This window comes from Buttiauxella sp. 3AFRM03, assembly GCF_003675305.1.
In the GTDB taxonomy this organism is placed as follows: Bacteria; Pseudomonadota; Gammaproteobacteria; order Enterobacterales; family Enterobacteriaceae; genus Buttiauxella; species Buttiauxella ferragutiae.
In genome coordinates, this window is the sequence record NZ_CP033076.1 from 3,720,589 (window position 1) to 3,746,515 (window position 25,927).

Below are 25,927 nucleotides of genomic sequence, written 5' to 3' on the forward strand. Positions count from 1 at the left end.
ATTTACGCCAGTGGAGTCGGATGACGCAAGCTTATCCGACCTGGGAAGAGGTTTACTGTTCGTGACGCTTAAACACTAACTCATGTTTGCCCGATGCAGCTTCATCAAAGAAGTAGCCATCGGTGTTAAAATCAGTGAGTTGTTCAGGTTTAGTGAGTCGATTCTCAATGATGTAACGGCTCATCAGCCCACGCGCTTTCTTGGCATAGAAGCTGATGACTTTAAACTTGCCATTTTTCTCATCCAGGAATACCGGCTTGATGATTTCTGCATTGAGCTTTTTCGGTTTTACCGATTTGTAATACTCGTCTGATGCCAGGTTAATCACCACATTGTCGCCCTGAGCTGCCAGCGCCTGGTTCAGCTTTTCGGTTATGGTGTCGCCCCAGAAATGATACAGATCTTTGCCCTTCGGGTTTTCAAGCCTAATGCCCATCTCCAGACGATAAGGCTGCATCAGATCCAGCGGACGTAACACGCCATATAGCCCTGAAAGCATGCGTAAATGCTGCTGGGCAAAATCGAAATCTGCGTCGCTAAACTCTTCAGCTTGTAATCCGGTATACACATCGCCTTTGAACGCCAGAATCGCCTGACGCGCATTTTGCGGTGTGAAATCAGGCTGCCATTCATGAAAACGGGTTTCGTTCAATGACGCCAGCTTGTCACTGATGTGCATCAATGACGAAATTTGCGGTGCGCTAAGCTTGCGCGCCACCGCAATCAACTGCTGCGAATGGTCCAGCAGTTCTGGCTGAGTATAACGATCGGTAGGAAGATCGCTTTGATAATCCAGTGTTTTTGCAGGTGAAATTAGTATGAGCATCTCTGTTCCTTGCCGCCGCGATGTAACTCGACATATTTTGGCTACATGGTAGCAAATTTACTGAAAGTATCTGCCAATGGTTGCGATTAGCGCCTGGTTTCAGGTGGCTTGTGATTGTCCCAAATACCGGGTTCCAGTTGGCTTTTAATTTCGGGAAAACGATTCGGATCGAAAACTGGCGTCATACCGAGGCGCAACTGGCGCAGGTAATCGGCGCTCAAATCACGTGCGATAGGCGATAGCAATAAAATCGCCGTGAGATTAGTGACCGCCATAAACGCCATTGCCACATCTGCCATCTGCCAGACTATCGGCAACGGAGATAAAGTACCAAACATCACCATCACCAGCGCCATGCAGCGAAATAACACGATGGAAAATGGACTTTTATTTTGTAGAAACAAAAGGTTGTTTTCTGCGTAGGCATAGTTGGCGATAATCGACGTGAAGGCAAACAGCAACACAATTAGCGCGATAAACCCCGCCCCCCATGAACCGACCACATTACTCAGCCCCTGTTGCACCAGCGTAACACCATTCATCTGTGGATTTGCGGTATCCAGAATTCCCGAAAAAAGGATGATTCCCGCGGTGGCGGTACAGATGATCATGGTATCGATCAACACGCCGAACATTTGCACCAGCCCTTGCGAGGCGGGGTGTGGAGGCCAGGTGGCTGCTGCGGCTGCGGCGTTGGGTGATGAACCCATTCCTGCTTCGTTGGAGAACATTCCTCGCTGAAAACCGGTGGTAATGGCCTGGCTGATGCTAAATCCAATCGCACCCGATGCCGCTTCTTGCCAACCAAACGCGCTTCTGAATACCAGTGAAACGACTTCAGGCAGGCGTTCGATGTTCATTGCTACAACCACGAGGCTCATCAACACCCAGATAAATGCCATGAACGGCACTAGCCATTGGGAGACACGCGCAGTGCCACGCATTCCGCCCCAAATCACGCCAGCCGTCAAAACAACAAGTGCGATGCCAATCCAGGTTTTAGGGATCCCGAAAGCATGGTTAACTGCGCTGGCGATGGAGTTGGCTTGTACCGCGTTGAAAATCAATCCAAAGGCGACCATCAGGAAGACGGAAAACATCACCCCCATCCAGCGCATTCCAAGCCCGCGTTCCATGTACCAGGCGGGGCCACCACGGTAATTACCTTCACTATCACGGGTTTTATAGAGCTGGGCGAGGGTACATTCGGCAAAGGATGTTGCCATTCCAAGCATGGCGACTACCCACATCCAAAAAATAGCGCCAGGGCCACCGAGAGTTAGTGCAATTGCGACGCCGGAAAGATTACCGCTGCCGATGCGTGCGGCAAGGCTTGTACACAGCGCCTGAAATGAGGAAAGTCCGGAAGAATCTTCGTTTTTATTGGTAAGGATTAGACCGCGAAGCTGGGTCAGATAGCGAAACTGGACAAAGCCACATTGCCAGGTAAACCAAATACCGGCCCCGACTAATAAATAAATGAGAATAGAACCCCACAGTATCTCATTGATGAACATAAAAAAATCGGCCATTAACATCCCTCGTTTACATGCACTGCGAGCACGACTAATGCGCGGTGGTTGCGCATGTTCCATTAGATTGCAGGCGAATAATACACAGAATATATCAGTTTCGCGTTCAGTTCCTGACGATGTGTTGCTGCGGTTGCGCCTGAATGACGTCGTGATATCATCAAGCCAGACCGGTTACATCCCCCTAACAAGTTACACCTAACGAGAAACACTATCATGACGGATAAATTGACCTCCCTGCGTCAGCTAACCACAGTTGTGGCGGACACCGGGGATATTGCGGCAATGAAGCTGTATCAACCGCAAGATGCTACCACCAACCCATCTCTGATCCTGAACGCTGCGCAAATTCCTGAATACCGCAAACTGATTGATGATGCGGTTGCATGGGCGCGTGAGCAAAGCAGCGATCGTGCACAACAAGTTGTGGATGCAACTGACAAGCTTGCGGTGAATATTGGTCTGGAAATCCTCAAACTGATCCCTGGTCGCATTTCTACTGAAGTTGATGCGCGTCTGTCTTACGACACCGATGCCAGCATCACCAAAGCAAAACGTCTGATCAAAATGTATAACGATGCGGGCATCAGCAATGACCGTATCCTGATCAAACTGGCTTCTACCTGGCAGGGCATTCGTGCTGCTGAACAGCTGGAGCAAGAAGGTATCAACTGTAACCTGACGCTGCTGTTCTCCTTCGCTCAGGCTCGTGCTTGTGCTGAAGCTGGCGTGTTCCTGATTTCTCCATTCGTGGGCCGTATCCTCGACTGGTACAAAACCAATACCGATAAGAAAGAGTACGCTGCGCACGAAGATCCAGGTGTGGTTTCTGTTTCTGAAATCTACCAGTACTACAAACAACACGGTTACGAAACCGTCGTTATGGGCGCAAGCTTCCGTAACCTGGGCGAGATTATCGAACTGGCTGGTTGTGACCGTCTGACCATCGCGCCTGCTCTGCTCAAAGAGCTGGCTGAAAGCGAAGGTGCGGTTGAGCGTAAACTGGCTTACACCGGTGAAGTTAAAGCACGCCCTGAGCGTATGACTGAATCCGAGTTCCTGTGGAGCCATAACCAGGATCCAATGGCAGTTGATAAACTGGCTGACGGCATCCGTAAGTTTGCTATCGACCAGGAAAAACTGGAAAAAATGATCGGCGACCTGCTGTAATCATTGGCGTGGCCGGAGTGTTCCGGTCACGCTTTTTAGTGTTTCACCCTGTCTGCAATTCCCTTCGCCGTGTATCATTCCGTTAAGTTTGCTGATTTCCCGGGAATGATATGAATACCTTACGCATTGGCTTAGTTTCGATCTCTGACCGCGCTTCAAGCGGCGTTTATCAAGATAAAGGCATTCCGGCGCTCGTTGCCTGGCTGGAGAAAACCTTAACCACTCCTTTTCAAATAGAAAACCGCTTAATCCCTGATGAACAGCCGCTGATTGAACAAGCGCTGTGTGAGTTGGTGGATGAAATGGCCTGTCATTTGGTGCTTACCACGGGTGGTACGGGGCCGGCGCGTCGTGATGTGACCCCTGATGCAACGCTTGCTATTGCTGACCGCGTGATGCCTGGCTTTGGCGAGCAGATGCGCCAGATAAGTCTACAGTTTGTGCCGACGGCGATTCTTTCGCGCCAGGTGGGCGTTATCCGTAAGCAGGCGCTAATCCTCAATTTACCTGGCCAGCCAAAATCGATTCAAGAAACGCTTGAAGGCGTTAAAGATGCTGATGGCAAAGTTGTGGTACCGGGTATTTTTGCAAGTGTACCGTATTGTATACAGCTACTGGATGGTCCTTACATTGAAACAGATACGACTGTCGTAGCATCTTTTCGTCCAAAAAGTGCAATCCGTGAAGTAAATATCTAAAAATAGGTTGTTTGTGACATAAGATGATAAGATGTAGTGGCTCTGGTATGTCGTGTGGGGAACGTTATAGTAAGTTTTGCTTTACAGCAAAATGGAAACTAAAAACCACACTCATCTTTATGCGCAGGTTCTTATGTCACAACAATTGCCGTCAACACCACACACAAGACCTTTGAATCGTCAGGATTACAAAACCCTGACTCTTGCCGCCCTTGGTGGCGCGCTCGAATTCTACGACTTCATCATCTTCGTCTTCTTTGCCACCGTCGTCGGGGCACTGTTCTTCCCCGCGGATATTCCTGAATGGCTACGTCAGCTACAAACGTTCGGCATCTTTGCTGCGGGTTATCTGGCGCGCCCGCTAGGTGGCATCATCATGGCGCACTTTGGTGATCTGGTTGGACGCAAAAAAATGTTCACCCTGAGCATTTTGCTGATGGCGTTGCCGACTCTGGCGATTGGTATGTTGCCGACCTACGAAACTCTCGGCATTGCCGCTCCGGTATTACTGCTGTTGATGCGCGTTCTTCAAGGGGCGGCAATCGGCGGTGAAGTGCCGGGCGCCTGGGTGTTTGTTGCCGAGCACGTACCTTATAAACGTATCGGCATCGCCTGTGGCACGTTAACTGCTGGCTTAACTGCCGGGATTTTGCTGGGTTCCGTTGTCGCCACCATTATTAATACTTCGATGACGCAGCAGGCGATTCATGATGGCGGCTGGCGTATTCCGTTCTTCTTAGGCGGTATTTTCGGGCTGGTGGCGATGTACTTGCGCCGCTGGTTGCAAGAGACGCCGATTTTTATTGAGATGCAGCAACGTAAAGCACTGGCAGAAGAGTTGCCGTTGAAATCCGTCATCGTGAACCATAAAAAGGCTGTCGTGGTTTCGATGCTGCTGACCTGGTTGCTGTCTGCAGGAATTGTTGTGGTTATTTTGATGGCGCCAACCTGGTTGCAAAAACAGTTGGGCATCGCGCCAGCACTGACGCTTCAGGCAAACAGTATTGCGATTGTGATGTTGTGTATCGGGTGTATTTTAGCCGGGATGATTATCGACCGTATTGGTGCCAGCAAGACCTTTATCATCGGTAGTGTGTTGCTGGCGGTTTGTAGCTGGATGTTCTATCACCTGACGGCGAGCCATCCTGAATATTTGTTCTTCTTATATGGCCTGGTTGGTTTGAGCGTTGGAGTGGTAGGTGCGGTGCCATACGTAATGGTCAGGGCATTCCCGGCAGAAGTGCGGTTTAGTGGGATTTCGTTCTCTTATAATATGTCTTATGCCATTTTCGGTGGTCTGACGCCTATCTTTGTCACCATGTTGTCGGCGGTATCACCGATGGCGCCTGCCTGGTATGTGCTGGCACTGGCAATGGTTGGCCTGGCACTGGGAATTTGGCTGAGAAATGATTTAACGCATGAAGGGAAGGTGGTTGAAAGACCGCTGCAACATTCATAAAAAAACGCGGAGCCTGGCTCCGCGTTTTTGTCTTCTGGCTCGTTGCTTGCCGGAATTAGTGTTTTTCACCAATTGGCAGCACGGTACGGCCAAACTGCTCGTTGAGCACTTCGCCCATCGCCAGGTAAATGGCGCTAGCACCACAAACCAGACCGATCCAACCCGCAACGCGCACGATGCTTTCGTTATCAACCAGGTGGCCAATAGCCAGCAGGGCAAACAGAACTGTCAGGCTAGCAAACACGAACTGCAGCATGCGGTTAGCTTGCAGGGTGCCGAAGAACATGAACAGAGTGAAGACACCCCACAGGCCGAGATACGCGCCAAGGAAGTGTGCGTTTGCCGCGTCTGCAAGACCCATCTTAGGCATGATCAGAATGGCGACCAGAGTCAGCCAGAAAGAGCCATAAGAAGTGAATGCTGTCAGGCCGAAAGTATTACCTTTCTTGAATTCCAGCAGGCCGGCAAAAATTTGCGCGATACCACCGTAAAAAATACCCATTGCAAGAATGTTGACATCCATAGGGAAGATGCCGGTGTTATGCAGGTTGAGCAGGATGGTGGTCATGCCGAAGCCCATCAAGCCCAGGGGAGCTGGATTAGCCAACTTAGTGTTGCCCATAGTTCCTCTAAAATTCGTCTGAAAATGGATATATGTGAGCGCCGCATAACCGCTAAAGGGCAGCGGGGCGCGGCATCATAATCAGGTGAAGGGCGCGAGTCTATGATCTAAACAGGTGTGAAGATGAAAATTTTTTTTACCTTGCCCCTTGATGGCGAGCTTAGTGACCCCATCTTGTATCCAACCGCAGTTGATGAGCCTGCAAAAAAAGCACGTTTGGGCAGTTGAAAGACTCTTGTTTGCCCGCATAACAGGTTCACAACCACATGACGAACAAATTTTAAGTGGAGACGTTTAGATGGGTAAAATTATTGGCATCGACCTGGGTACTACCAACTCTTGTGTAGCAATTATGGATGGTACTACTGCACGTGTGCTGGAGAACGCCGAGGGCGACCGCACCACTCCTTCTATTATTGCTTATACGCAGGATGGTGAGATTCTGGTAGGTCAGCCGGCTAAACGTCAGGCAGTGACTAACCCGCAGAACACTCTGTTCGCGATCAAACGCCTGATTGGCCGTCGCTTCCAGGATGAAGAAGTGCAGCGTGATGAAGCCATCATGCCGTACAAAATTATTGGCGCTGATAACGGCGATGCATGGATTGACGTTAAAGGCCAGAAAATGGCACCTCCGCAGATCTCTGCTGAAGTGTTGAAGAAAATGAAGAAAACCGCTGAAGATTACCTGGGCGAACCAGTAACTGAAGCTGTTATCACCGTTCCTGCGTACTTCAACGATGCACAGCGTCAGGCAACGAAAGATGCTGGCCGTATTGCAGGTCTGGAAGTAAAACGTATCATCAACGAACCAACCGCAGCCGCTCTGGCTTACGGTCTGGATAAAGAAGTTGGCAACCGTACTATCGCGGTTTACGACTTGGGTGGTGGTACTTTCGATATCTCTATTATCGAAATCGACGAAGTTGATGGCGAGAAAACCTTCGAAGTTCTGGCAACCAACGGTGATACCCACCTGGGTGGTGAAGACTTCGATAGCCGTCTGATCAACTACTTAGTGGAAGAGTTCAAGAAAGATCAAGGTATCGATCTGCGTAACGATCCACTGGCTATGCAGCGTCTGAAAGAAGCTGCTGAAAAAGCGAAAATTGAGCTGTCTTCTGCTCAGCAGACCGACGTGAATCTGCCGTACATCACTGCAGATGCAACTGGTCCAAAACACATGAACATCAAAGTGACTCGTGCAAAACTGGAATCCCTGGTCGAAGACCTGGTAAACCGTTCTATCGAGCCGCTGAAAGTTGCGCTGCAAGATGCTGGCCTGTCTGTATCCGATATCCAGGACGTTATCCTGGTCGGTGGTCAGACTCGTATGCCAATGGTGCAGAAGAAAGTGACTGAGTTCTTCGGTAAAGAACCACGTAAAGACGTTAACCCGGACGAAGCTGTTGCAATCGGTGCTGCTGTTCAGGGTGGTGTGCTTGCTGGTGACGTGACTGACGTACTGCTGCTGGACGTTACCCCGTTGTCTCTGGGTATCGAAACCATGGGCGGTGTGATGACTTCACTGATCAACAAAAACACCACAATCCCGACTAAGCACAGCCAGGTGTTCTCTACCGCTGAAGACAACCAGTCTGCGGTGACCATCCATGTGATTCAGGGTGAGCGTAAACGTGCAGCTGATAACAAATCTCTGGGTCAGTTCAACCTGGATGGTATCAGCCCGGCACCACGTGGTATGCCGCAAGTCGAAGTCACCTTCGACATCGATGCGGATGGTATTCTGCACGTGTCTGCGAAAGACAAAAACAGCGGTAAAGAACAGAAGATTACTATCAAGGCATCTTCTGGTCTGAACGAAGAAGAAATCCAGAAAATGGTGCGTGATGCAGAAGCTAACGCCGAAGCTGACCGTAAGTTCGAAGAACTGGTTCAGACTCGCAACCAGGGTGACCACCTGATGCACAGCACTCGTAAGCAAGTTGAAGAAGCGGGCGACAAACTGCCAGCTGACGACAAAACTGCTATTGAGTCTGCATTGAGCGCGCTGGAAACTTCTTTGAAAGGCGAAGACAAAGCTGACATCGAAGCGAAAATGCAGGCTCTGGCGCAAGTTTCTCAGAAACTGATGGAACTGGCTCAGGCACAGCACGCTGAACAACAAGCGGGTAACGCGACTGATGCTGGCAACGCAGCTGGCAAAGACGACGACGTTGTTGACGCTGAGTTCGAAGAAGTTAAAGACAAAAAATAATCGCCCTTTTATTCATATTCGAAATAATTCGAGTTGCAGGTAGGCGGCAAGGGAGTGAATCCCCAGGAGCTTACTAAAGTAAGTGACTGGGGTGAATGAGCGCAGCCAACACCCCTGCAGCTCGAAGAATGATGAATAGAGCGGTTGGTAACTGGCACGGGCGTTGAGGTTTTCCTCTGCGCCCGTGCCCGCATGTTAGGGGCAGACAAAAAAGATGGCGAAGAGAGACTATTACGAGGTTTTAGGCGTTCCGAAAAACGCGGAAGAGCGTGAAATCAAGAAAGCCTATAAACGCCTGGCAATGAAGTTCCACCCGGATCGTAATCAGGGTGACAAAGAGTCCGAGGCGAAGTTTAAAGAAATTAAAGAAGCCTACGAAATCCTTACCGACGAACAAAAACGTGCAGCCTACGACCAGTATGGTCATGCCGCGTTTGAACAGGGTGGTATGGGTGGCGGCGGTCACGGTGGATTTGGTGGCGGTGGTGCTGACTTCGGCGATATCTTTGGCGACGTATTCGGCGATATCTTCGGTGGTGGCCGTCGTCAACGTGCTTCCCGTGGTGCCGATTTACGCTACAACATGGACTTAACGCTGGAAGAAGCGGTTCGTGGCGTCACCAAAGAGATCCGCATTCCAACACTCGAAGAGTGTGGCGTTTGCCACGGTAGCGGCGCGAAAGCGGGATCTAAACCGCAGACTTGCCCGACTTGTCATGGGCAAGGCCAGGTGCAGATGCGCCAGGGCTTCTTCACAGTGCAGCAAAGCTGCCCGCACTGCCAGGGTCGTGGCTCGATTATTAAAGATCCGTGCAATACCTGCCATGGCCATGGTCGTGTAGAAAAAACCAAAACCCTGTCCGTGAAGATCCCGGCGGGCGTGGATACCGGCGATCGTATTCGTCTTGCTGGTGAAGGTGAAGCAGGCGAACACGGAGCACCATCAGGTGATTTGTACGTTCAGGTTCAGGTCAAACAGCACCCAATCTTTGAGCGTGAAGGCAATAACCTGTATTGCGAAGTGCCAATTAACTTTGCAATGGCGGCGTTGGGTGGTGAGATTGAAGTGCCAACCCTGGATGGTCGTGTGAACCTGAAAGTACCTGGTGAAACGCAAACTGGCAAATTGTTCAGAATGCGTGGCAAAGGGGTGAAATCCGTACGTGGCGGGGCTCAGGGCGACCTGTTATGCCGCGTTGTGGTGGAAACACCTGTCAGCCTGAACGAAAAGCAGAAGCAGTTGCTGCGCGATCTGGCTGAAAGTTTTGGTGGGCCAAGCGGTGAAAAGAACAGTCCGCGTTCAAAGAATTTCTTTGATGGCGTGAAGAAATTCTTTGATGACTTAACCCGCTAAACTTCACACTCCTTTGTGTAGCGCCAAAGCCTGAATCGAATATTTTTGATTCAGGCTTTTTTATGCGCCGAATTTGATTAGCTCAATTAACATTCCAATTCGATTTTTTCGAGTTATTCGCGCCATATAATCTACTTTTATCGAGGTGTTGGTTGGGTTATGCTTAATACATATTAATGCCCTAAATGTTTAAGGCAGTAAAAATAAGTTGGGTGAAATAATGACAAAAAAACTAAAACGCTTTTTCCATAGCGATGCCTCAAGCGGTATCTTTTTAATCCTTGCAGCAGTTCTGGCAATGGTTCTTGCTAATCTGGGTTCCACCAGCGAGTTGTATCAATCATTTCTGAATACACCGGTTGAAGTTCGCATCGGTTCACTGGATATCAGTAAAAACCTGTTGTTGTGGGTGAATGATGCGTTGATGGCGATCTTCTTTCTGATGATTGGCCTTGAAGTAAAACGCGAAATGGTGAGTGGATCGCTTGCCAGCATGCGCCAGGCGTCATTCCCGGTCATTGCTGCTCTGGGGGGGATGGTTGTCCCTGCGGCAATTTACCTGTTGTTCAACTTCCAGGACCCAATCACTCGTGAAGGTTGGGCGATTCCCGCAGCAACAGATATTGCCTTCGCGCTGGGTATTCTGGCGTTGCTGGGCAATCGAGTGCCGGTAGCATTGAAAGTATTCCTGATGGCACTGGCTATCATCGATGACCTGGGCGCGATTGTTATCATTGCCCTGTTCTACACCAATGATCTTTCTATGCTTTCGTTGGCTGTTGCAGCAGGTGCTATCGCAGTTCTGGCATTACTGAATATCTTCAACGTACGTCGCACCGGGCTGTACATTTTGGTCGGCGTAGTGTTATGGACGGCGGTGTTAAAATCGGGCGTACACGCAACGCTTGCTGGGGTAATTATTGGTTTCCTTATTCCGCTCAAAGACGAAAAAGGCCGTTCCCCAGCAAAAGAACTCGAGCATGTGCTTCATCCCTGGGTCGCGTTCTTGATTCTGCCGCTGTTTGCTTTCGCCAATGCCGGTGTGTCGTTAAGTGGAGTCACATTTGCAGGGTTGACCTCACTGCTGCCAATGGGAATTATGGCGGGTCTGTTTATCGGTAAGCCGCTGGGTATTAGCCTGTTTTGCTGGGCGGCTCTCAAATTGAAGTTGGCGACCTTGCCAGAAGGGACGACGTGCAAGGAAATTATGGCGGTGGGCGTACTGTGTGGCATTGGTTTCACGATGTCTATCTTCATCGCTTCACTGGCGTTTGATGGCGCCGACCCGGCACTCATTACCTGGGCGAAACTGGGTATTCTGTTGGGGTCGCTGTTCTCGGCTGTGGTTGGCTACTGGATGTTGAGAAGCCGCTTCAGCCCACAACACCAACACAATTAATATTTCCACTAACGGCTCCTCAGGAGCCGTTATCTCATGGACTGTTGATCAGGGAGCGAAAACCGTATGTCACACATCAATTACAATCATCTCTACTACTTCTGGCATGTTTGCAAAGAAGGTTCAGTTGTTGGAGCTGCGGAAGCACTTTATTTAACGCCGCAGACCATCACCGGTCAGATCAAAGCATTAGAAGAACGCCTGCAAGGTAAACTCTTCCGCCGTCAGGGCCGTGGCCTGGTGCCTTCTGAATTGGGGCAGCTCGTTTTCCGTTATGCGGATCGTATGTTTACTTTAAGCCAGGAAATGCTGGATATCGTTAACTATCGCAAAGAGTCCAGCTTGTTGTTTGATGTGGGTATTGCGGATGCGTTGTCAAAACGCCTGGTGAGTGGTGTGCTTGATGCGGCTGTCGTTGAAGATGAGCAAATCCACCTGCGCTGTTTCGAATCAACTCACGAAATGCTGCTTGAGCAACTCAGCCAGCATAAACTCGATATGATCATCTCTGACTGCCCGATTGACTCAACTCAGCAAGAAGGGCTGTTCTCGGTGAAAATTGGCGAATGCGGCATTAGCTTCTGGAGCCAGAATCCAGTACCCGATTTACCTTTCCCTGCATGCCTTGAAACCCGACGGTTGCTGATTCCTGGCCGTCGTTCAATGTTAGGGCGCAAGATCCTGAACTGGATTAACACTCAAGGACTGAACGTCGAAATTCTGGGTGAGTTTGATGATGCGGCGCTAATGAAAGCCTTTGGTGCGGCACACAATGCGATATTTGTCGCACCGACGCTTTACGGTGAAGACACCTACAAAGATGAGAGCATTGTTGAAATCGGGCGCGTTGAGAATGTGATGGAAGAATATCACGCGATATTTGCCGAACGTATGATTCAGCATCCCGCGGTACAGCGTGTGTGTAACCGGGATTACTCAGCCCTGTTCAAAGAGGCCTGAATTGCAGACATAAAAAAACCGGCATAAGCCGGTTTTTTTTAAGCTAACAACAAGTTGGCAATTAAGCCAGTTTGTTGATTTGCGCTACAAGGTTAGCCTTATGGCGCGCAGCTTTGTTTTTGTGGATCAGACCTTTGCTAGCCTGACGATCCACGATTGGTTGCATTTCGTTAAATGCTTTCTGTGCAGCAGCTTTGTCGCCAGTTTCAATCGCTGCGTATACTTTCTTGATGAAAGTACGCATCATAGAGCGACGGCTTGCGTTGTGCTTACGAGCCTTTTCAGACTGTACAGCACGTTTCTTAGCTGATTTGATATTAGCCAAGGTCCAACTCCCAAATATGATCTGTGTAGACAATTCAAAGGCCGAGGAATATGCCCTCTTAGCCTTCTTTTGTCAATGGATTTGTGCAAATAAGCGCCGTTAAATTTCCGGTGCCTCTTACGTTGTGATGGCGCGGATTCTAACAGCTTCATGGTCATGAATACAGCTTTAAGCAACAAAAATCGTCCAGTGATGCGCATCTATGTAGAAACTCAGTGCCAGTTCGATGAAATCCTTAATGCTTTATGTCTAAGGGTACAATCGCCGGTTAACCTTCACCGCGGTAATTGATATAATCCGCCGATTTCCACTGTCTTGAGCCAGCCATGAAGCTGATACGCGGCATACATAATCTACGCCAGAACCACCACGGGTGTGTCCTCACCATTGGTAATTTTGATGGTGTTCATCGAGGCCACAAGTCCCTGTTAAAAGGGCTATGTGCCCAAGGGCGTGCGCGCAATCTGCCGGTGATGGTCATGATCTTTGAACCGCAACCGCTTGAGTTGTTCGCGGGCGATAAGGCTCCTGCGCGCCTGACACGTCTGCGCGAAAAGCTGCGTTATCTGGCCGAATGTGGTGTGGACTACGTGCTGTGCGTGCGCTTCGATCGTCGTTTTGCTGCCTTCACTGCGCAAAACTTCGTCAGCGATCTGTTGGTCAACCGCCTCGGGGTAAAATTTCTCGCGGTGGGGGATGATTTCCGCTTTGGTGCTGGTCGCCAGGGGGATTTCTTGTTATTACAGAAGGCAGGCGTTGAATATGGCTTTGACGTCACCAGTACGCAAACTTTCTGTGAAGGCGGTGTGCGCATCAGCAGCACAGCGGTGCGTCAGGCTCTGGCTGAAGACGACTTAGCACTTGCCGAAAGTTTACTGGGTCATCCGTTTAGCATCTCCGGGCGAGTTGTCCACGGTGATGAACTGGGAAGAACCATTGGTTTCCCAACGGCGAATTTACCGTTGCGTCGTCAGGTTTCCCCGGTAAAAGGGGTGTTTGCGGTAGAAGTCGCAGGCCTTGGCGATAAACTGCTGCCGGGCGTTGCCAATATAGGCACGCGGCCAACGGTGGCGGGTCTGCGCCAACAGCTGGAAGTCCATTTGCTGGACGTTGCAATGGACTTATATGGGCACCATATAGATGTGGTGCTGCGTAAAAAAATACGCAATGAACAACGGTTTGCTTCACTTGATGAACTGAAAGCGCAAATCGCCAAAGATGTGGTAACCACCCGCGAATTTTTTGGGTCTAAGACCTGAGCAAGCTAACTACGGAACCGAGAATCTAATGAGTGACTTTAAATCTACCCTGAATTTGCCGGAAACAGGGTTCCCGATGCGTGGCGATCTCGCTAAACGTGAACCGGGCATGCTGGCTCGCTGGAATGATGATGACCTGTACGGCATCATCCGTAATGCAAAGAAAGGCAAAAAATCCTTCATTCTGCATGATGGCCCTCCATACGCGAACGGCAGCATTCACATTGGTCACTCCGTTAACAAGATTCTGAAAGACATTATCGTTAAGTCCAAAGGGCTTTCTGGTTTTGACTCGCCGTATGTTCCAGGTTGGGACTGCCACGGTCTGCCAATCGAGCTGAAAGTAGAACAGCTGATTGGCAAACCGGGTGAGAAAGTCTCCGCCGCTGAATTCCGTGCGGCGTGCCGCAAATACGCCGCAGAGCAGGTTGATGGCCAACGTGCCGACTTCATCCGTCTGGGTGTGCTGGGCGACTGGTCACGTCCTTACCTGACCATGGATTTCAAAACCGAAGCGAACATCATTCGTGCGCTGGGTAAAATCGTCGGTAACGGCCACCTGCATAAAGGGGCTAAACCTGTGCACTGGTGCGTCGACTGTCGTTCGGCCCTGGCTGAAGCGGAAGTTGAGTATTACGACAAAACCTCTCCTTCTATCTTCGTTAACTTCCAGGCTGTCGATGCTGATGCCGTGAAAGCGAAATTCGGTGCCACGCAAGTTAATGGCCCAGTTTCGATGGTTATCTGGACCACCACTCCGTGGACGCTGCCTGCTAACCGCGCAGTTTCTCTGAACGCAGAATTCGAATATGTGCTGGTGCAGGTTGATGGCCAGGCGCTGATCGTCGCCAAAGACTTGCTCGAAAGCGTAATGAAGAGCGCGGCAATCGTCGAGTGGACAGTTCTGGGTACTGCCAAAGGCGCAGACCTGGAATTATTGCGCTTCAAGCATCCGTTCTTAGATTTCGACGTGCCAGCTATTCTGGGTGAGCACGTAACCCTTGAAGCCGGTACTGGTGCGGTGCACACAGCTGGTGGTCACGGTCCTGACGACTACGTTATCAGCCAGAAATACAATCTGGAAATTGCCAACCCGGTTGGCCCGGACGGTTGCTACCTGCCTGGTACCTATGAAGGTCTGGATGGCGTTCAGGTGTTTAAAGCTAACGACCTGATCGTTAACATCCTGCGTGATAAAGGCGTCTTGCTGCACGTTGAAAAACTGCTGCACAGCTACCCGCACTGCTGGCGTCACAAAACGCCAATCATCTTCCGTGCCACTCCGCAGTGGTTCATCAGCATGGATCAAAAAGGCCTGCGCGCGCAGTCTCTGAAAGAGATCAAAGGCGTGCAGTGGATCCCAGACTGGGGTCAGGCGCGTATTGAATCAATGGTCGCTAACCGCCCGGACTGGTGTATCTCTCGCCAGCGTACATGGGGCGTGCCGATGTCGATGTTCGTCCACAAAGACACTGAAGAGCTGCACCCGCGCACGCTGGAACTGATGGAAGAAGTGGCGAAGCGTGTTGAACAAGACGGCATCCAGGCGTGGTGGGATCTCGACCCGCGCGACATCCTTGGTGACGACGCTGATAACTACACCAAAGTGCCAGACACTTTAGATGTGTGGTTCGACTCCGGTTCAACGCATTCATCGGTTGTTGATGTGCGCCCTGAATTCAGCGGCCACGCGGCAGACATGTATCTGGAAGGTTCGGATCAGCATCGCGGCTGGTTCATGTCTTCACTGATGATTTCGACAGCGATGAAAGGCAAAGCGCCTTACCGCCAGGTACTGACTCACGGTTTCACCGTTGATGGTCAGGGCCGCAAAATGTCTAAATCCATCGGTAACACCGTTTCTCCGCAGGACGTGATGAACAAATTGGGCGCCGATATTCTGCGTCTGTGGGTAGCATCAACGGATTACACCGGCGAAATTGCTGTGTCCGATGAGATCCTGAAACGTGCTGCCGACTCTTATCGTCGTATCCGTAACACCGCGCGTTTCCTGCTGGCGAACCTTAATGGTTTCAATCCAGAAACCGATATGGTGAAACCGGAAGAAATGGTTGTACTGGATCGCTGGGCCGTCAGCTGTGCGCAAGAAGCACAAGCCGATATCCTTGCCGCTTATGAAAACTACGATTTCCACGAAGTGGTGCAACGCCTGATGCGTTTCTGCTCCATCGAAATGGGCTCGTTCTATCTCGATATCATCAAAGACCGCCAATACACTGCGAAGTCCGACAGCGTAGCGCGTCGTAGCTGCCAGACCGCTCTGTTCCACATTGCAGAAGCGCTGGTTCGCTGGATGGCACCTATCATGTCCTTCACCGCCGATGAAATCTGGGCGTTCCTGCCAGGCAACCGTGAGAAATATGTCTTCACCGGTGAATGGTACGAAGGTCTGTTCGGTCTGGCTGACAGCGAAACGATGAACAATGATTACTGGGACACGCTGTTAACCGTGCGTGGCGAAGTGAACAAAGTTATCGAACAAGCACGTGCTGATAAGCGTGTGGGCGGTTCTCTGGAAGCTGATGTGACTCTGTTTGCCGACAGCGAACTGGCAGCGAAGCTCAACAGCCTCGGTGATGAATTACGATTTGTCTTGTTGACCTCGGGTGCAGCAGTTGCCGATTATGCACAGGCAACTGAAGACGCGCAGCAAAGCGAAATCCTCAAAGGATTGAAAGTTGCTCTGCGTAAAGCTGACGGTGAAAAATGCCCGCGTTGCTGGCATTACACCACCGACGTCGGCCTGGTGGCGGAACACGCAGAAATCTGTGGCCGCTGTGTAACTAACGTAGCCGGTGACGGCGAAAAGCGTAAATTTGCCTGATGAGTAAATCGATTTGTTCGACCGGCCTGAGCTGGCTGTGGCTTGTGGTGGTGGTACTGATCATCGATCTTGGCAGCAAATACCTGATCCTCCAGCATTTCATGCTGGGGGACACCGTATCCCTGTTCCCATCGCTGAATCTGCACTACGCCCGTAACTACGGCGCTGCGTTTAGTTTCCTTGCGGATAAAGGCGGCTGGCAGCGCTGGTTCTTTGCGGGTATTGCTATCGGCATATGCGTGATTTTAGCGGTAATGATGTATCGCTCAAAAGCGACGCAGAAGCTGCATAACATCGCCTATGCTTTAATCATCGGCGGCGCACTCGGCAACTTGTTTGACCGTTTATGGCATGGCTTTGTGGTCGACATGATCGATTTCTATGTCGGCGACTGGCACTTCGCCACGTTTAATCTGGCCGATACGGCAATCTGTATCGGTGCGGCGCTGATTGTTCTGGAGGGGTTCTTTGTCTCCTCCGACAAGCCCGCTAAGCAAAAAGGATAACCCATGGCTGAGTCTATCCAGGCTAATAGCAGAGTTTTCGTGCATTTCACGCTGAAACTCGAAGATGGCTCCACCGCCGAGTCGACCCGCAACAACGGCAAACCGGCACTCTTCACGCTGGGTGACGAAACACTGTCGCCAGGCATGGAAGACCAGCTAGTCGGTTTGAAAGCAGGGGACAAAAAAGCGTTCTCTCTGGCACCGGAATCGGCGTTTGGTATTCCAAGCCCGGACATGATCCAGTATTTCTCTCGTCGTGAATTTATTGACGCGGGTGAGCCGGTGCCGGGTGCCATTATGTTGTTTACTGCAATGGATGGCAGCGAGATGCCTGGTGTAGTACGTGAAGTTAACGGCGATTCCATCACCGTTGACTTTAACCACCCACTCGCCGGGCAAACCATTCATTTTGATATCGAAGTACTGGAAATTGACCCGGTACTGGAGGCGTTGAATGCAGATCCTGTTGGCTAACCCTCGTGGCTTTTGTGCCGGGGTAGACCGCGCTATCAGCATTGTTGAAAACGCGCTGGCCATATACGGCGCGCCGATTTATGTCCGTCATGAAGTGGTGCACAACCGTTACGTGGTTGATAGCCTGCGGGAACGCGGGGCGATTTTCATCGAGCAGATCAGTGAAGTGCCTGATGGCGCAATCCTGATTTTCTCAGCACATGGTGTTTCTCAAGCAGTACGCAGTGAAGCCAAAGGCCGTGATTTAACGGTGTTTGATGCGACCTGCCCGTTGGTGACCAAAGTGCATATGGAAGTGGCTCGCGCCAGTCGTCGTGGTGAGGAATCCATTCTGATTGGCCATGCTGGCCATCCGGAAGTGGAGGGCACCATGGGCCAGTACAGTAACCCGAAAGGGGGCATGTACCTGGTTGAATCGCCGGAAGATGTCAGCAAGCTGGATGTGAAAAACGAAAATAAACTTTCGTTTATGACCCAGACCACACTCTCTGTAGATGACACTTCTGATGTGATTGACGCGCTGCGTACCCGCTTCCCGAATATTATCGGTCCGCGTAAAGACGACATTTGCTACGCCACCACCAACCGCCAGGAAGCGGTCCGTGCGTTGGCTGATGAAGCAGATGTGGTGCTGGTAGTTGGCTCGAAAAACTCGTCCAACTCCAACCGTCTTGCTGAACTGGCGCAACGCATGGGCAAAGCGGCGTACCTGATTGACGACGCAGCGGACATCCAGGAAGAGTGGGTGAAAGACGCTATTTGTGTTGGGGTGACGGCAGGGGCATCAGCCCCCGACATTCTGGTGCAAAACGTTCTGGCTCGCCTGCGTGAACTCGGCGGTAGCGACACCCGTGAACTGGTAGGGCGCGAAGAAAACATCGTTTTCGAAGTTCCGCGTGAGCTGCGTGTGGATGTGAAAGAAGTGTAGGGTGGATAAGCGCTAGCGTCATCCACCATTTACGCCTGTTATTGCATATAAAAGTGTCGGATGACGTTGCGCTTATCCGACCTACGAAGACGTTTGTCATCAGTTTCGGGGGAGCATTTGCTCCCCTTTTTCCTTACGCATCGTCCTCATCCTGCATAATCGCACTGCGCCCGCCATCCATCACAATTGTCGTTCCGGCAATAAACCCGGCTTTATCGCTGGATAAGAACAGGCACAAATCGCCGACTTCCTCGGCACGCCCAATGCGGCCTACCGGGTGTTTGCGAATAGTTTTGTCGCGGGCGGCTTTGCCATCGGCATGCGAGTCAAACCAGACCTGATTGCCGTCGGTGTCGATAAAACCAGGCGCGATACCCACGGTGCGAATTTCTGGCCCCCATTCGATAGTCAGGCTTTGCACCAGTGAAAGCAGGGCGCGCTTGCTGATGTTATACGGCGCGCAGCCAGGCATGGTTGAAAACGCATGATTCGAGGTGATCACCAGGATCGTCCCTTTGCTTTTTTGCAGCGCCGGGCGGGCGCATTTCGCCAGATACCAGTGCGATCGCAAGTTCAGATCGAAGTTATGCGCCCAATCGCTCTCTTCACAATCGATCCCTTTAAAGACGTTTTTACCGGCGTTAGACACCACCACATCAATGCGCCCAAAAAGCTTTTCGGCATCAATAACGAATTGCTTAATAGACTCCGTTTTGGTCACGTCGACGGAAAAATAGAAATAGCGTTCGGGATATTCAGCCAGCATTTTTTGGGCATTTGGCGCTCTTTCCAGCGCTGAAAAAGCACAACCGATAACAATATCGCCATTGCTCAGAAAGGTCTGTGCAATGGCCTGGCCGATACCCTGGCTGGTTCCGGTAACAATCACAACGCGTGCTGATTTTTGACTGCTCATTTCGTTAACCTCAAAAAGCTAAGCTTAGAGTTGGAATTCGTTCAGGAAGCGATCAAGGGTCTGATGGTCTTCCGTAGAAAGCTGCCAGCCCGGCTTGCGGCAATAATCGCTGGCAATAATCCCACGTCGTTGCAGCAGGGTTTTCTCAACCTGAATGATGTATTCGCAGTGCGTCATCCAGCGCTGGATATACGGCAACAACGCCTGATGTAACGCCTCGGCTTGCGCCGTTTCGCCCCGTTGCCAGTGCTGGTAAATCCGCACATAAACCTCGGTAAACGAACAACCCGGCATCACACCTTTTCCGCCTGCCGCCAGCATTTGCAGCATATACAGCCCGGCATAACCGTTCAGCACGCTGGCCTGTGGTGCCAGTTTCAGGAACTCGCGGGTATAGTCGACCGGTGGGTTACACTCAATTTTGAATACCGCATGCGGGTAGCGGTCTGCGACCACTGCCAGTTGTTCCGGCGTAATCGGCAGGCCGGTTTCACCCGGTGCGTACTGAACCATGACCGGGATATCGACCGCTTCCAGCACGGCAAAAATATGTTCCTGAATGGCCTGTGGATTAGGGCTAAGGAAGAACGGTGGCAGTAGCATCAGCGCATCCACACCTAATTTGGCGTAGTAACGCGCCCGTTTTATCGCCAGCTCAGTGCTGTGATCGGTCACCGACATCGCCCGATAAAGCGGGCTACCTGCCAGCGTCGAGACAAACATTTGTGCCAGCCGATCGCGTTCCTGATCGTGCAATTTCGGGAATTCACTGGCGATGCCAAACAGCGTGGTGCCTTGCGCTCCGCTGGTGGAAAGATGCTCCAGCAGGCGCACAAAACTGTGTTCGTCAATTTCGCCCGCCGGCGTAAACGGCATCGCGGTAATGGGATTCACGCCACCGATGTCTTGCGCCGTATAGTGCTTAGTCATCAGTCGTCCTCCCGGTCAGCCAGCACCGCGCCTTGCGCGGCAGGCAGCGCCCAGCGGCGATACAAACGTAAGAACCCGCGAGGCACTTCTTTGTTTACCGGCTGCCAGTTTTCACGGCGTGTTGCCAGCACATCTTCCGCCACATGCAGCGTCAGCAAGCGTGATGGAATATCAATTGAGATTTCATCGCCGTTTTCCACCAGCCCTAACTCACCGCCATCTACCGCTTCCGGCGAGATATGGCCGACGAACAGCCCACGGTTGGAGCCAGAAAAACGCCCGTCGGTAATCAACGCGCAAGTATCAGAAAGCCCCATGCCTTCCAGCGATTTCATCGGCTTATACATTTCCGGCATCCCCGGCCCGCCTTTCGGGCCTTCGTAGCGCAGCACCAGCACGCTGCCGGGCTGAATCTGGCCGGACATAATCGCATCCACAGATTCCTGCTCGCTGTTGAACACCACCGCAGGGCCACGGAACACCATCAGGTTTTCCGGAACGGCAGCCGGTTTGACTACGCAACCCAGCGGCGAAATGTTGCCATGCAGCACGGCGACACCCGCTTCGTTACGCACCGGAATAGCCAGCGTGTGAATCACTTCCGGGCGGCAACTGCGTTTAGTGTCGGCAAGCAACTGGGCTTTAGTTTTACCGGCAACGGTCAGCGCATCCAGGTGCATCAGTTTGCTGATTTCAACTTCTACCGCCTGCACGCCACCGGCTTCCCAGAAGTCGATCATGTCGTGCTCGGAGGCCGGATACAGCGAGGCCACCAGCGGCACACGGTGGCTGAGTTCATCAAAAGCGGACAGCGGCAGATGGCCTAGCTCGGCTTCGTAATAAATGGCTTGTAGATGCAAAATTGCATTGGTTGAACCGCCGGTTGCCAGCAAATAAACCATCGCGTTATGAATGGATTGCGCGGTAATAATCTGGCGCGCATTCACGCCATTGAGCACCAGTTCCACCGCCTGACGGCCGGTTTCTACGGCGCAATCGCGGCGTTCTTGCGATACCGCAGGCAGCGTACTGCTGCCCGGCAAACTCATACCCAATACTTCACCAATGCAGCACATGGTATTCGCGGTGCCGTACATGGTGCAGGAGCCAGGGCCTGGCTCGGCAATATTCTCGATATGGGCAAACTCTTCTTCGCTGATTTCACCGCGCATCTTCCAGCCAATGGCTTCAGTGACGATATTGCCGTCCCAGTGTTTACCTTTATATTCAGCCGGATACATTGGCCCGCCGTTAACCATAATCGCCGGTATATCTAAACGCGCCGCCGCCATTAACATCGCCGGAACGATTTTGTCGCATGAGCCAAGCAGCACCATGCCGTCAAAACGGTGAGCGCGCATCATCACTTCGATAGACGCGGTAATCACTTCGCGGGCGGCGAGGATATAACGCATCCCCAAATGCCCTTCGGCGATACCGTCACACGGCGCGATGGTGCCAAACACCATGCCCACGCCACCGGCTTCGTCGATACCTTCCAGCACTTTTGCCGTCAGCTCATTCAGGTTGGCATGGCCCGCCGTAGCATTTGTATAACTGTTCACCACGGCGATTACCGGTTTGCGCAGTTGCTCATCGGTATGCCCCATGGATTTGTACAGCGCACGTTTCAATGCGCCATCATCACCTTCGAGGATCGGGTTGAAATGCGTGCCACAGCTGGCACATCCGCCACATCCGCTCATATTCACAATCTCTTTTTGTTCGTTAACGACGAGGTGCCGCATTGATTTGATGCGCAGCATTAGGCTGCACACCGCTTTGTTCAGGTTGAACTATCACTTTTTTAGGGTTTGCCAGGCGTGCAGGCAAAAGCAGGATGAGCGGTACACAAAGCAGCAGGAAACCCGCCAGAATGTATAAGCCGATATCTGTACGTCCGGTGGTATCTTTCAGCCAGCCCAGCACAGTCGGGCCGAAGAAACCGGCCAGGTTGCCAATCGAGTTCACGAAAGCGATACCTGCAGCGGCGGCAGTGCCAGACAGCAGCGCGCCGGGCAGACTGATATAGGTTGGAATCAGCGCCAGGGTGCCGGACATCGCCACGCAAATCCACGCCATCATCCAGAAGGTAGAGCCGCTGCAATACGCGCTTAACGTCAGGCCGATACAGCCAACCAGCGCAGGGATGGCGATATGCCAGCGGCGCTCTTGCTTGAGGTCAGAGTGGCGGCTGTTCCACACCATAAATGCCGCGCCGAAGACATACGGCAGCGCCGCCAGCAGGCCGATATACAAATCGTCATTCACGCCGGAGCTTTTGATGATCGAAGGCAGCCAGAAGTTGATGCCGTAATAGCCGATGTTGAAGCTGAAAAACACCAGTGCCAGCAGCCAGACATAACCGTTTTTCAGCATCCCTTTCAGGCTGCTATCCACTTTGCCTTTATTGAGCAGCGCGCGGTTGGCTTCATCTTTTGCCAGATCGTTAATGACCACCTGCTTTTCGGCATCGCTCAGCCATTTCGCTGACTTCACGTCGTTATCGAGATAACGCAGCACCACAAAAGCGAGCAGGAAAGAGGGGATCGCTTCAACCAAAAACAGCCATTGCCAGTTATGCAGGCTGCCAACGCCTTCAAAAAGTTTGAGGATCAGTCCGGACAGCGGGCTACCGATAATGGTTGAAAGTGGGGTGACCAGAATAAACAGCCCCAGGGTGCGTGCAGAACGCCACGACGGGAACCACAGCGTGAGATAAAACACGATGCCAGGGAAGAAACCTGCTTCGGCCACGCCGAGTAAAAACCGCACCACGTAGAATTGGGTCGGCGTGGTGACGAACATCATGCCTGCTGAGAGCACCGCCCAGGTTGCCATAATGCGGGCAATCCAGAAACGTGGCCCAAACTTCTGCATCAGCAAGTTGCTTGGCATCTCAAACAGGAAATAGCCGATAAAGAAAATACCGGCACCCAGGCCATACACCGTGTCACTGAAATTCAGCGCATCCTGCATATGCAGTTTGGCGAAGCCGACGTTAACGCGGTCCAGATAGGCGAAGAAATAACACAAAATCAAAAACGGAATCAGTCGCCGGGTTATCTTGCTGTAAACCCGCGATTCAGCGGCTGAATTCGCTGATGTACTCTCGATTATGTTACTCATTGTCATCTCCAGAGGTAGGGGGCCTGAATTCTGAGCTCAGGCCTGTTGTTGTTTTATTCGGTGGTGATTGGGTTACTGGTCTTGCTCTGTTGCGGCTGGCCGATATGGCGCAGCGCATTACCGCGCATTAAGTTGCGTTCGATATGTTCCAGAGAAATATTTTTGGTTTCAGGAATGAACAGAAGGGTCAGCACAATACACACCACGTTCAGCGCGCCATACAGCCAGAAGGTATTCGGGCTGCCGATGGTGTCGATCAGCGTCAGGAAAGTAGCACCGATGATCATATTGGCGATCCAGTTCGCCATCGTGGAACAGGTGACGCCAAAATCGCGCCCAGCGAGCGGCTGGATCTCTGAACACAGCACCCAAATCAACGGGCCAGCACTCATCGCAAAACCGGTGATGAAAATCAGCAACACGATAACGGCGGTGTATTGCTCAGTCGGGTTAGAAATGCCGCTATGGAACATATAACCGAGAATGCCCATGCAGATGGCCATGCCTGAGAAGCCCAGTTTCAGGATAGGTTTGCGTCCCCAACGGTCAACCAGAGCAATCGCGATAAACGTCGCCAGCACGTTGGTTAAGCCTGCAATTACGGTGCCCCACATTTGTTCGCGGGTGGTGGCAAAACCGGCGATCTCAAAGATCTTCGGGGCGTAGTACATGATCACCGTCATACCGGTGAATTGCTGCATAAACTGGAGTAACACGCCGAGGTAAGTGGAACGGCGGAAGTGTGGGTTGTGCAAGAAAAGCTGCAAACCGCGTTGCTTCATCTTCACGCTTTCGCGAATTTGATTCAGCTCGTCCTGCGCTTCTTTATCGGAGTTACGCAGCAGCTTCAGCACTTTTCCAGCCAGTTCATGCTTGTTTTTCATTGCCAGCCAGCGCGGGCTTTCAGGCAGTGTCAGCACGCCGACAAACAGGATGATCGCCGGGAATGTAATAACGCCCAGCATCCAGCGCCAGTGGCCGCCTTCGCTCAATGCCGCATCAGACAAAAACGCCGCCAGAATGCCGATCGTAATCATCAACTGATAAAGAGAAATCATGCTGCCACGAATACGTTCCGTTGCGATTTCAGACAGATACAGCGGCGCGGTAAACGATGCAACGCCCACGGCCAGGCCGAGAATAAAGCGCGATACCGCGAGCACTTCCATGCTGTGCGCGACGGCACAACCCAGAGAACCGACGATAAATAGCACTGCACCGAGCAACAGGCTTTTCTTGCGTCCAAGGGTTGATGACATCGGGCCGCAGCACAGTGCGCCGAGCGCCGCACCTAACATCATGATACTGACGACAATTTCCTGGTGATGGCTGCTGAGATTAAATTCGCTAGCGATAAACGGCAGTGCGCCGGCGATGACGCCCATATCGAGGCCAAATAGCAGCCCGGCGAGTGCGGCAAGGAAGCAGACCAGTAAAGTCTGCCGATTAGTCTGTGTAGGGGAAGAGATCGTATTCATTAATAACGCCTCAAAGTTATGGATTTTTAGATCCTGAATTTGCGGGCGGGTGTGCCTGCAATTGTTGTTGTTATTTTTAAAACCGCGCCATCCAGGGCGACGGGTCGGGCAAGTCCATCTCGTGCAGAAGTGATGTAAAGATCGGATAAATTTGGGCCACCGAACGTGCAACTGCTGGGCTGGCTGACGGGCAAGGTTATGCGGCCAGATTCAACCAGTTGGAGATTGTCTATTCGGTAGCGCGCCAGGCAGGAACTTCCCCAGCAAGCGTTAATCAGTTCGCCATCGTCGGTCAGCGTCGAGCCATCGGGAATGCCGTTGACCTGGTATTCCTGTTCGATGTGCAGCCCGTGTGGCTGCAACGTCGCACGGTAAAAATGGTGACGTAACGAATCGGCAAACCAGACGTTTTCGCCGATCCATTGCAGGGTATTCGGGACTAACAAACCGCCCAGCAAATGCTGAGGCGTGGGGGAATCCGCGCAGACTCGATACCAGCTGCCAATCGCCTTCTGAGCGGTTGGGTCCATGGTGCTAAACCACAGCGAACCATCAGGCGCAATGGCGGCTTCATTTGGGCGTGTTCCGTGGGCATCATTCGGCCACGCACAAACCGCACTCGACTGTTGGTTTTGGTAGTTGTACAGCGAGATACCACTCTGACTGACCACCAGGAAAATCTCTGGCTCAGAGGTCAGCAGCACCGCGCTGGTGAAAACCGGCATCGGGCGAACATCAACGCTTCCGGCTTGATTCGGCCAGTAACGCAACAGGCGATTTTGCAAGATATCGACCCACAACAGCGAACCGCTCCGGCGACACCACACCGGCGTTTCACCCAACTGCGCACGATATTCACCGATTGCCTCGATATTGCCGCCGATACCTTGATTCATGAT

At 51.8% G+C, this 25,927-nt stretch carries 22 protein-coding genes; 12 read left to right on the top strand and 10 right to left on the bottom strand.

Annotation, left to right across the window (positions count from 1 at the left end):
- Positions 1-52: 52 nt before the first annotated feature.
- Both yaaA and D8682_RS18915 read right to left on the bottom strand, forming a co-directional pair.
- Positions 53-826 (bottom strand): peroxide stress protein YaaA, encoded by a 774-nt coding sequence (gene yaaA, locus D8682_RS18910; RefSeq protein ID WP_121814876.1) that lies wholly within the window; start codon positions 824-826, stop codon positions 53-55.
- Positions 827-912: 86 nt separating this feature from the next.
- A complete protein-coding gene (locus D8682_RS18915) occupies positions 913-2,358 on the bottom strand; it encodes a sodium:alanine symporter family protein (RefSeq protein WP_064543394.1) in 1,446 nt (481 codons plus the stop codon).
- 216 nt (positions 2,359-2,574) lie between these two features.
- On the opposite strand from D8682_RS18915, the gene tal reads away from it, so the two are divergent.
- The 3 genes from tal (at position 2,575) to D8682_RS18930 (ending at position 5,685) form a co-directional block, all read left to right on the top strand.
- Positions 2,575-3,528 (top strand): transaldolase, encoded by a 954-nt coding sequence (tal, locus tag D8682_RS18920; RefSeq protein WP_064543395.1) that lies wholly within the window; start codon positions 2,575-2,577, stop codon positions 3,526-3,528.
- Between the two features lie 110 nt (positions 3,529-3,638).
- Positions 3,639-4,226 (top strand): molybdopterin adenylyltransferase, encoded by a 588-nt coding sequence (gene mog / locus D8682_RS18925; RefSeq protein WP_121814877.1) that lies wholly within the window; start codon positions 3,639-3,641, stop codon positions 4,224-4,226.
- Positions 4,227-4,359: 133 nt separating this feature from the next.
- The gene (locus tag D8682_RS18930) at positions 4,360-5,685 is read left to right on the top strand and encodes an MFS transporter (protein ID WP_064543560.1); all 1,326 of its coding nucleotides are present in this window, start codon (positions 4,360-4,362) and stop codon (positions 5,683-5,685) included.
- Positions 5,686-5,740: 55 nt separating this feature from the next.
- Here the strand turns inward: D8682_RS18930 and satP are convergent, their stop codons facing one another.
- Positions 5,741-6,307, bottom strand: a complete 567-nt coding sequence (gene satP / locus D8682_RS18935) for an acetate uptake transporter (RefSeq protein WP_064543398.1) — start codon at positions 6,305-6,307, stop codon at positions 5,741-5,743.
- Positions 6,308-6,605: 298 nt separating this feature from the next.
- Here satP and dnaK point away from each other — a divergent pair, with 298 nt between their 5' ends.
- From dnaK to nhaR, 4 genes are all read left to right on the top strand, one after another.
- Positions 6,606-8,525, top strand: a complete 1,920-nt coding sequence (gene dnaK / locus D8682_RS18940) for a molecular chaperone DnaK (protein ID WP_064543399.1) — start codon at positions 6,606-6,608, stop codon at positions 8,523-8,525.
- 214 nt (positions 8,526-8,739) lie between these two features.
- Complete coding sequence (gene dnaJ / locus D8682_RS18945) at positions 8,740-9,879, top strand: molecular chaperone DnaJ (protein WP_064543401.1); 1,140 nt, start codon at positions 8,740-8,742, stop codon at positions 9,877-9,879.
- Positions 9,880-10,099: 220 nt separating this feature from the next.
- Entirely contained in the window at positions 10,100-11,278 is a 1,179-nt protein-coding gene (nhaA, locus tag D8682_RS18950; protein ID WP_064543403.1) for a Na+/H+ antiporter NhaA, read from the top strand.
- 66 nt (positions 11,279-11,344) lie between these two features.
- Positions 11,345-12,238 carry a transcriptional activator NhaR gene (gene nhaR, locus D8682_RS18955; RefSeq protein WP_064543405.1) on the top strand — a complete coding sequence of 298 codons (894 nt, stop codon included), beginning with the start codon at positions 11,345-11,347 and terminating at the stop codon, positions 12,236-12,238.
- Between the two features lie 61 nt (positions 12,239-12,299).
- Here the strand turns inward: nhaR and rpsT are convergent, their stop codons facing one another.
- Complete coding sequence (rpsT, locus tag D8682_RS18960) at positions 12,300-12,563, bottom strand: 30S ribosomal protein S20 (RefSeq protein WP_034459390.1); 264 nt, start codon at positions 12,561-12,563, stop codon at positions 12,300-12,302.
- 326 nt (positions 12,564-12,889) lie between these two features.
- Here rpsT and ribF point away from each other — a divergent pair, with 326 nt between their 5' ends.
- From ribF to ispH, 5 genes are read left to right on the top strand one after another with little or no spacing between them, the layout of a single operon-like run.
- Entirely contained in the window at positions 12,890-13,822 is a 933-nt protein-coding gene (gene ribF, locus D8682_RS18965) for a bifunctional riboflavin kinase/FAD synthetase (protein ID WP_064543406.1), read from the top strand.
- Between the two features lie 28 nt (positions 13,823-13,850).
- On the top strand, positions 13,851-16,667 hold the full coding sequence (ileS, locus tag D8682_RS18970; protein ID WP_064543408.1) for an isoleucine--tRNA ligase: 2,817 nt from the start codon (positions 13,851-13,853) through the stop codon (positions 16,665-16,667).
- Positions 16,667-17,173, top strand: coding sequence for a signal peptidase II (gene lspA / locus D8682_RS18975; RefSeq protein ID WP_064543410.1), 507 nt, complete (start codon positions 16,667-16,669; stop codon positions 17,171-17,173). Before ileS ends, lspA begins: the two co-directional genes overlap by 1 nt.
- A gap of 3 nt (positions 17,174-17,176) precedes the next feature.
- A complete protein-coding gene (gene fkpB / locus D8682_RS18980) occupies positions 17,177-17,647 on the top strand; it encodes an FKBP-type peptidyl-prolyl cis-trans isomerase (protein ID WP_064513795.1) in 471 nt (156 codons plus the stop codon).
- Positions 17,628-18,575, top strand: a complete 948-nt coding sequence (gene ispH / locus D8682_RS18985; protein WP_121814878.1) for a 4-hydroxy-3-methylbut-2-enyl diphosphate reductase — start codon at positions 17,628-17,630, stop codon at positions 18,573-18,575. Before fkpB ends, ispH begins: the two co-directional genes overlap by 20 nt.
- 133 nt (positions 18,576-18,708) lie before the next feature.
- On the opposite strand, the gene D8682_RS18990 is transcribed toward ispH, so the two are convergent.
- Genes D8682_RS18990 through D8682_RS19015 form a run of 6 tightly spaced genes read right to left on the bottom strand, consistent with a single transcriptional unit; the run spans position 18,709 to position 25,924 of the window.
- Entirely contained in the window at positions 18,709-19,491 is a 783-nt protein-coding gene (locus D8682_RS18990) for an SDR family NAD(P)-dependent oxidoreductase (RefSeq protein ID WP_064543424.1), read from the bottom strand.
- A 24-nt stretch (positions 19,492-19,515) separates the two neighbouring features.
- The gene (locus D8682_RS18995; RefSeq protein ID WP_121814879.1) at positions 19,516-20,421 is read right to left on the bottom strand and encodes a dihydrodipicolinate synthase family protein; all 906 of its coding nucleotides are present in this window, start codon (positions 20,419-20,421) and stop codon (positions 19,516-19,518) included.
- Positions 20,421-22,127 carry a dihydroxy-acid dehydratase gene (gene ilvD / locus D8682_RS19000; protein WP_121815735.1) on the bottom strand — a complete coding sequence of 569 codons (1,707 nt, stop codon included), beginning with the start codon at positions 22,125-22,127 and terminating at the stop codon, positions 20,421-20,423. The genes D8682_RS18995 and ilvD overlap by 1 nt, the downstream gene beginning before the upstream one ends.
- Positions 22,128-22,149: 22 nt before the next feature.
- The gene (locus D8682_RS19005; protein WP_202914348.1) at positions 22,150-23,556 is read right to left on the bottom strand and encodes an MFS transporter; all 1,407 of its coding nucleotides are present in this window, start codon (positions 23,554-23,556) and stop codon (positions 22,150-22,152) included.
- A 47-nt stretch (positions 23,557-23,603) separates the two neighbouring features.
- The gene (locus D8682_RS19010) at positions 23,604-25,028 is read right to left on the bottom strand and encodes a sugar porter family MFS transporter (protein ID WP_238392780.1); all 1,425 of its coding nucleotides are present in this window, start codon (positions 25,026-25,028) and stop codon (positions 23,604-23,606) included.
- A gap of 26 nt (positions 25,029-25,054) precedes the next feature.
- Positions 25,055-25,924: an SMP-30/gluconolactonase/LRE family protein gene (locus D8682_RS19015; RefSeq protein WP_121814880.1), complete on the bottom strand. Its 870-nt coding sequence runs from the start codon at positions 25,922-25,924 to the stop codon at positions 25,055-25,057.
- Positions 25,925-25,927: the final 3 nt, after the last annotated feature.

Bases quoted from the DNA above. Each gene is read 5' to 3' on its own strand.
- yaaA (WP_121814876.1), bottom strand. From the start codon at position 826: ATGCTCATACTAATTTCACCTGCAAAAACACTGGATTATCAAAGCGAT.
- D8682_RS18915 (WP_064543394.1), bottom strand. From the start codon at position 2,358: ATGGCCGATTTTTTTATGTTCATCAATGAGATACTGTGGGGTTCTATT.
- tal (WP_064543395.1), top strand. From the start codon at position 2,575: ATGACGGATAAATTGACCTCCCTGCGTCAGCTAACCACAGTTGTGGCG.
- mog (WP_121814877.1), top strand. From the start codon at position 3,639: ATGAATACCTTACGCATTGGCTTAGTTTCGATCTCTGACCGCGCTTCA.
- D8682_RS18930 (WP_064543560.1), top strand. From the start codon at position 4,360: ATGTCACAACAATTGCCGTCAACACCACACACAAGACCTTTGAATCGT.
- satP (WP_064543398.1), bottom strand. From the start codon at position 6,307: ATGGGCAACACTAAGTTGGCTAATCCAGCTCCCCTGGGCTTGATGGGC.
- dnaK (WP_064543399.1), top strand. From the start codon at position 6,606: ATGGGTAAAATTATTGGCATCGACCTGGGTACTACCAACTCTTGTGTA.
- dnaJ (WP_064543401.1), top strand. From the start codon at position 8,740: ATGGCGAAGAGAGACTATTACGAGGTTTTAGGCGTTCCGAAAAACGCG.
- nhaA (WP_064543403.1), top strand. From the start codon at position 10,100: ATGACAAAAAAACTAAAACGCTTTTTCCATAGCGATGCCTCAAGCGGT.
- nhaR (WP_064543405.1), top strand. From the start codon at position 11,345: ATGTCACACATCAATTACAATCATCTCTACTACTTCTGGCATGTTTGC.
- ribF (WP_064543406.1), top strand. From the start codon at position 12,890: ATGAAGCTGATACGCGGCATACATAATCTACGCCAGAACCACCACGGG.
- ileS (WP_064543408.1), top strand. From the start codon at position 13,851: ATGAGTGACTTTAAATCTACCCTGAATTTGCCGGAAACAGGGTTCCCG.
- lspA (WP_064543410.1), top strand. From the start codon at position 16,667: ATGAGTAAATCGATTTGTTCGACCGGCCTGAGCTGGCTGTGGCTTGTG.
- fkpB (WP_064513795.1), top strand. From the start codon at position 17,177: ATGGCTGAGTCTATCCAGGCTAATAGCAGAGTTTTCGTGCATTTCACG.
- ispH (WP_121814878.1), top strand. From the start codon at position 17,628: ATGCAGATCCTGTTGGCTAACCCTCGTGGCTTTTGTGCCGGGGTAGAC.
- D8682_RS18990 (WP_064543424.1), bottom strand. From the start codon at position 19,491: ATGAGCAGTCAAAAATCAGCACGCGTTGTGATTGTTACCGGAACCAGC.
- D8682_RS18995 (WP_121814879.1), bottom strand. From the start codon at position 20,421: ATGACTAAGCACTATACGGCGCAAGACATCGGTGGCGTGAATCCCATT.
- ilvD (WP_121815735.1), bottom strand. From the start codon at position 22,127: ATGAGCGGATGTGGCGGATGTGCCAGCTGTGGCACGCATTTCAACCCG.
- D8682_RS19005 (WP_202914348.1), bottom strand. From the start codon at position 23,556: ATGACAATGAGTAACATAATCGAGAGTACATCAGCGAATTCAGCCGCT.
- D8682_RS19010 (WP_238392780.1), bottom strand. From the start codon at position 25,028: ATGAATACGATCTCTTCCCCTACACAGACTAATCGGCAGACTTTACTG.
- D8682_RS19015 (WP_121814880.1), bottom strand. From the start codon at position 25,924: ATGAATCAAGGTATCGGCGGCAATATCGAGGCAATCGGTGAATATCGT.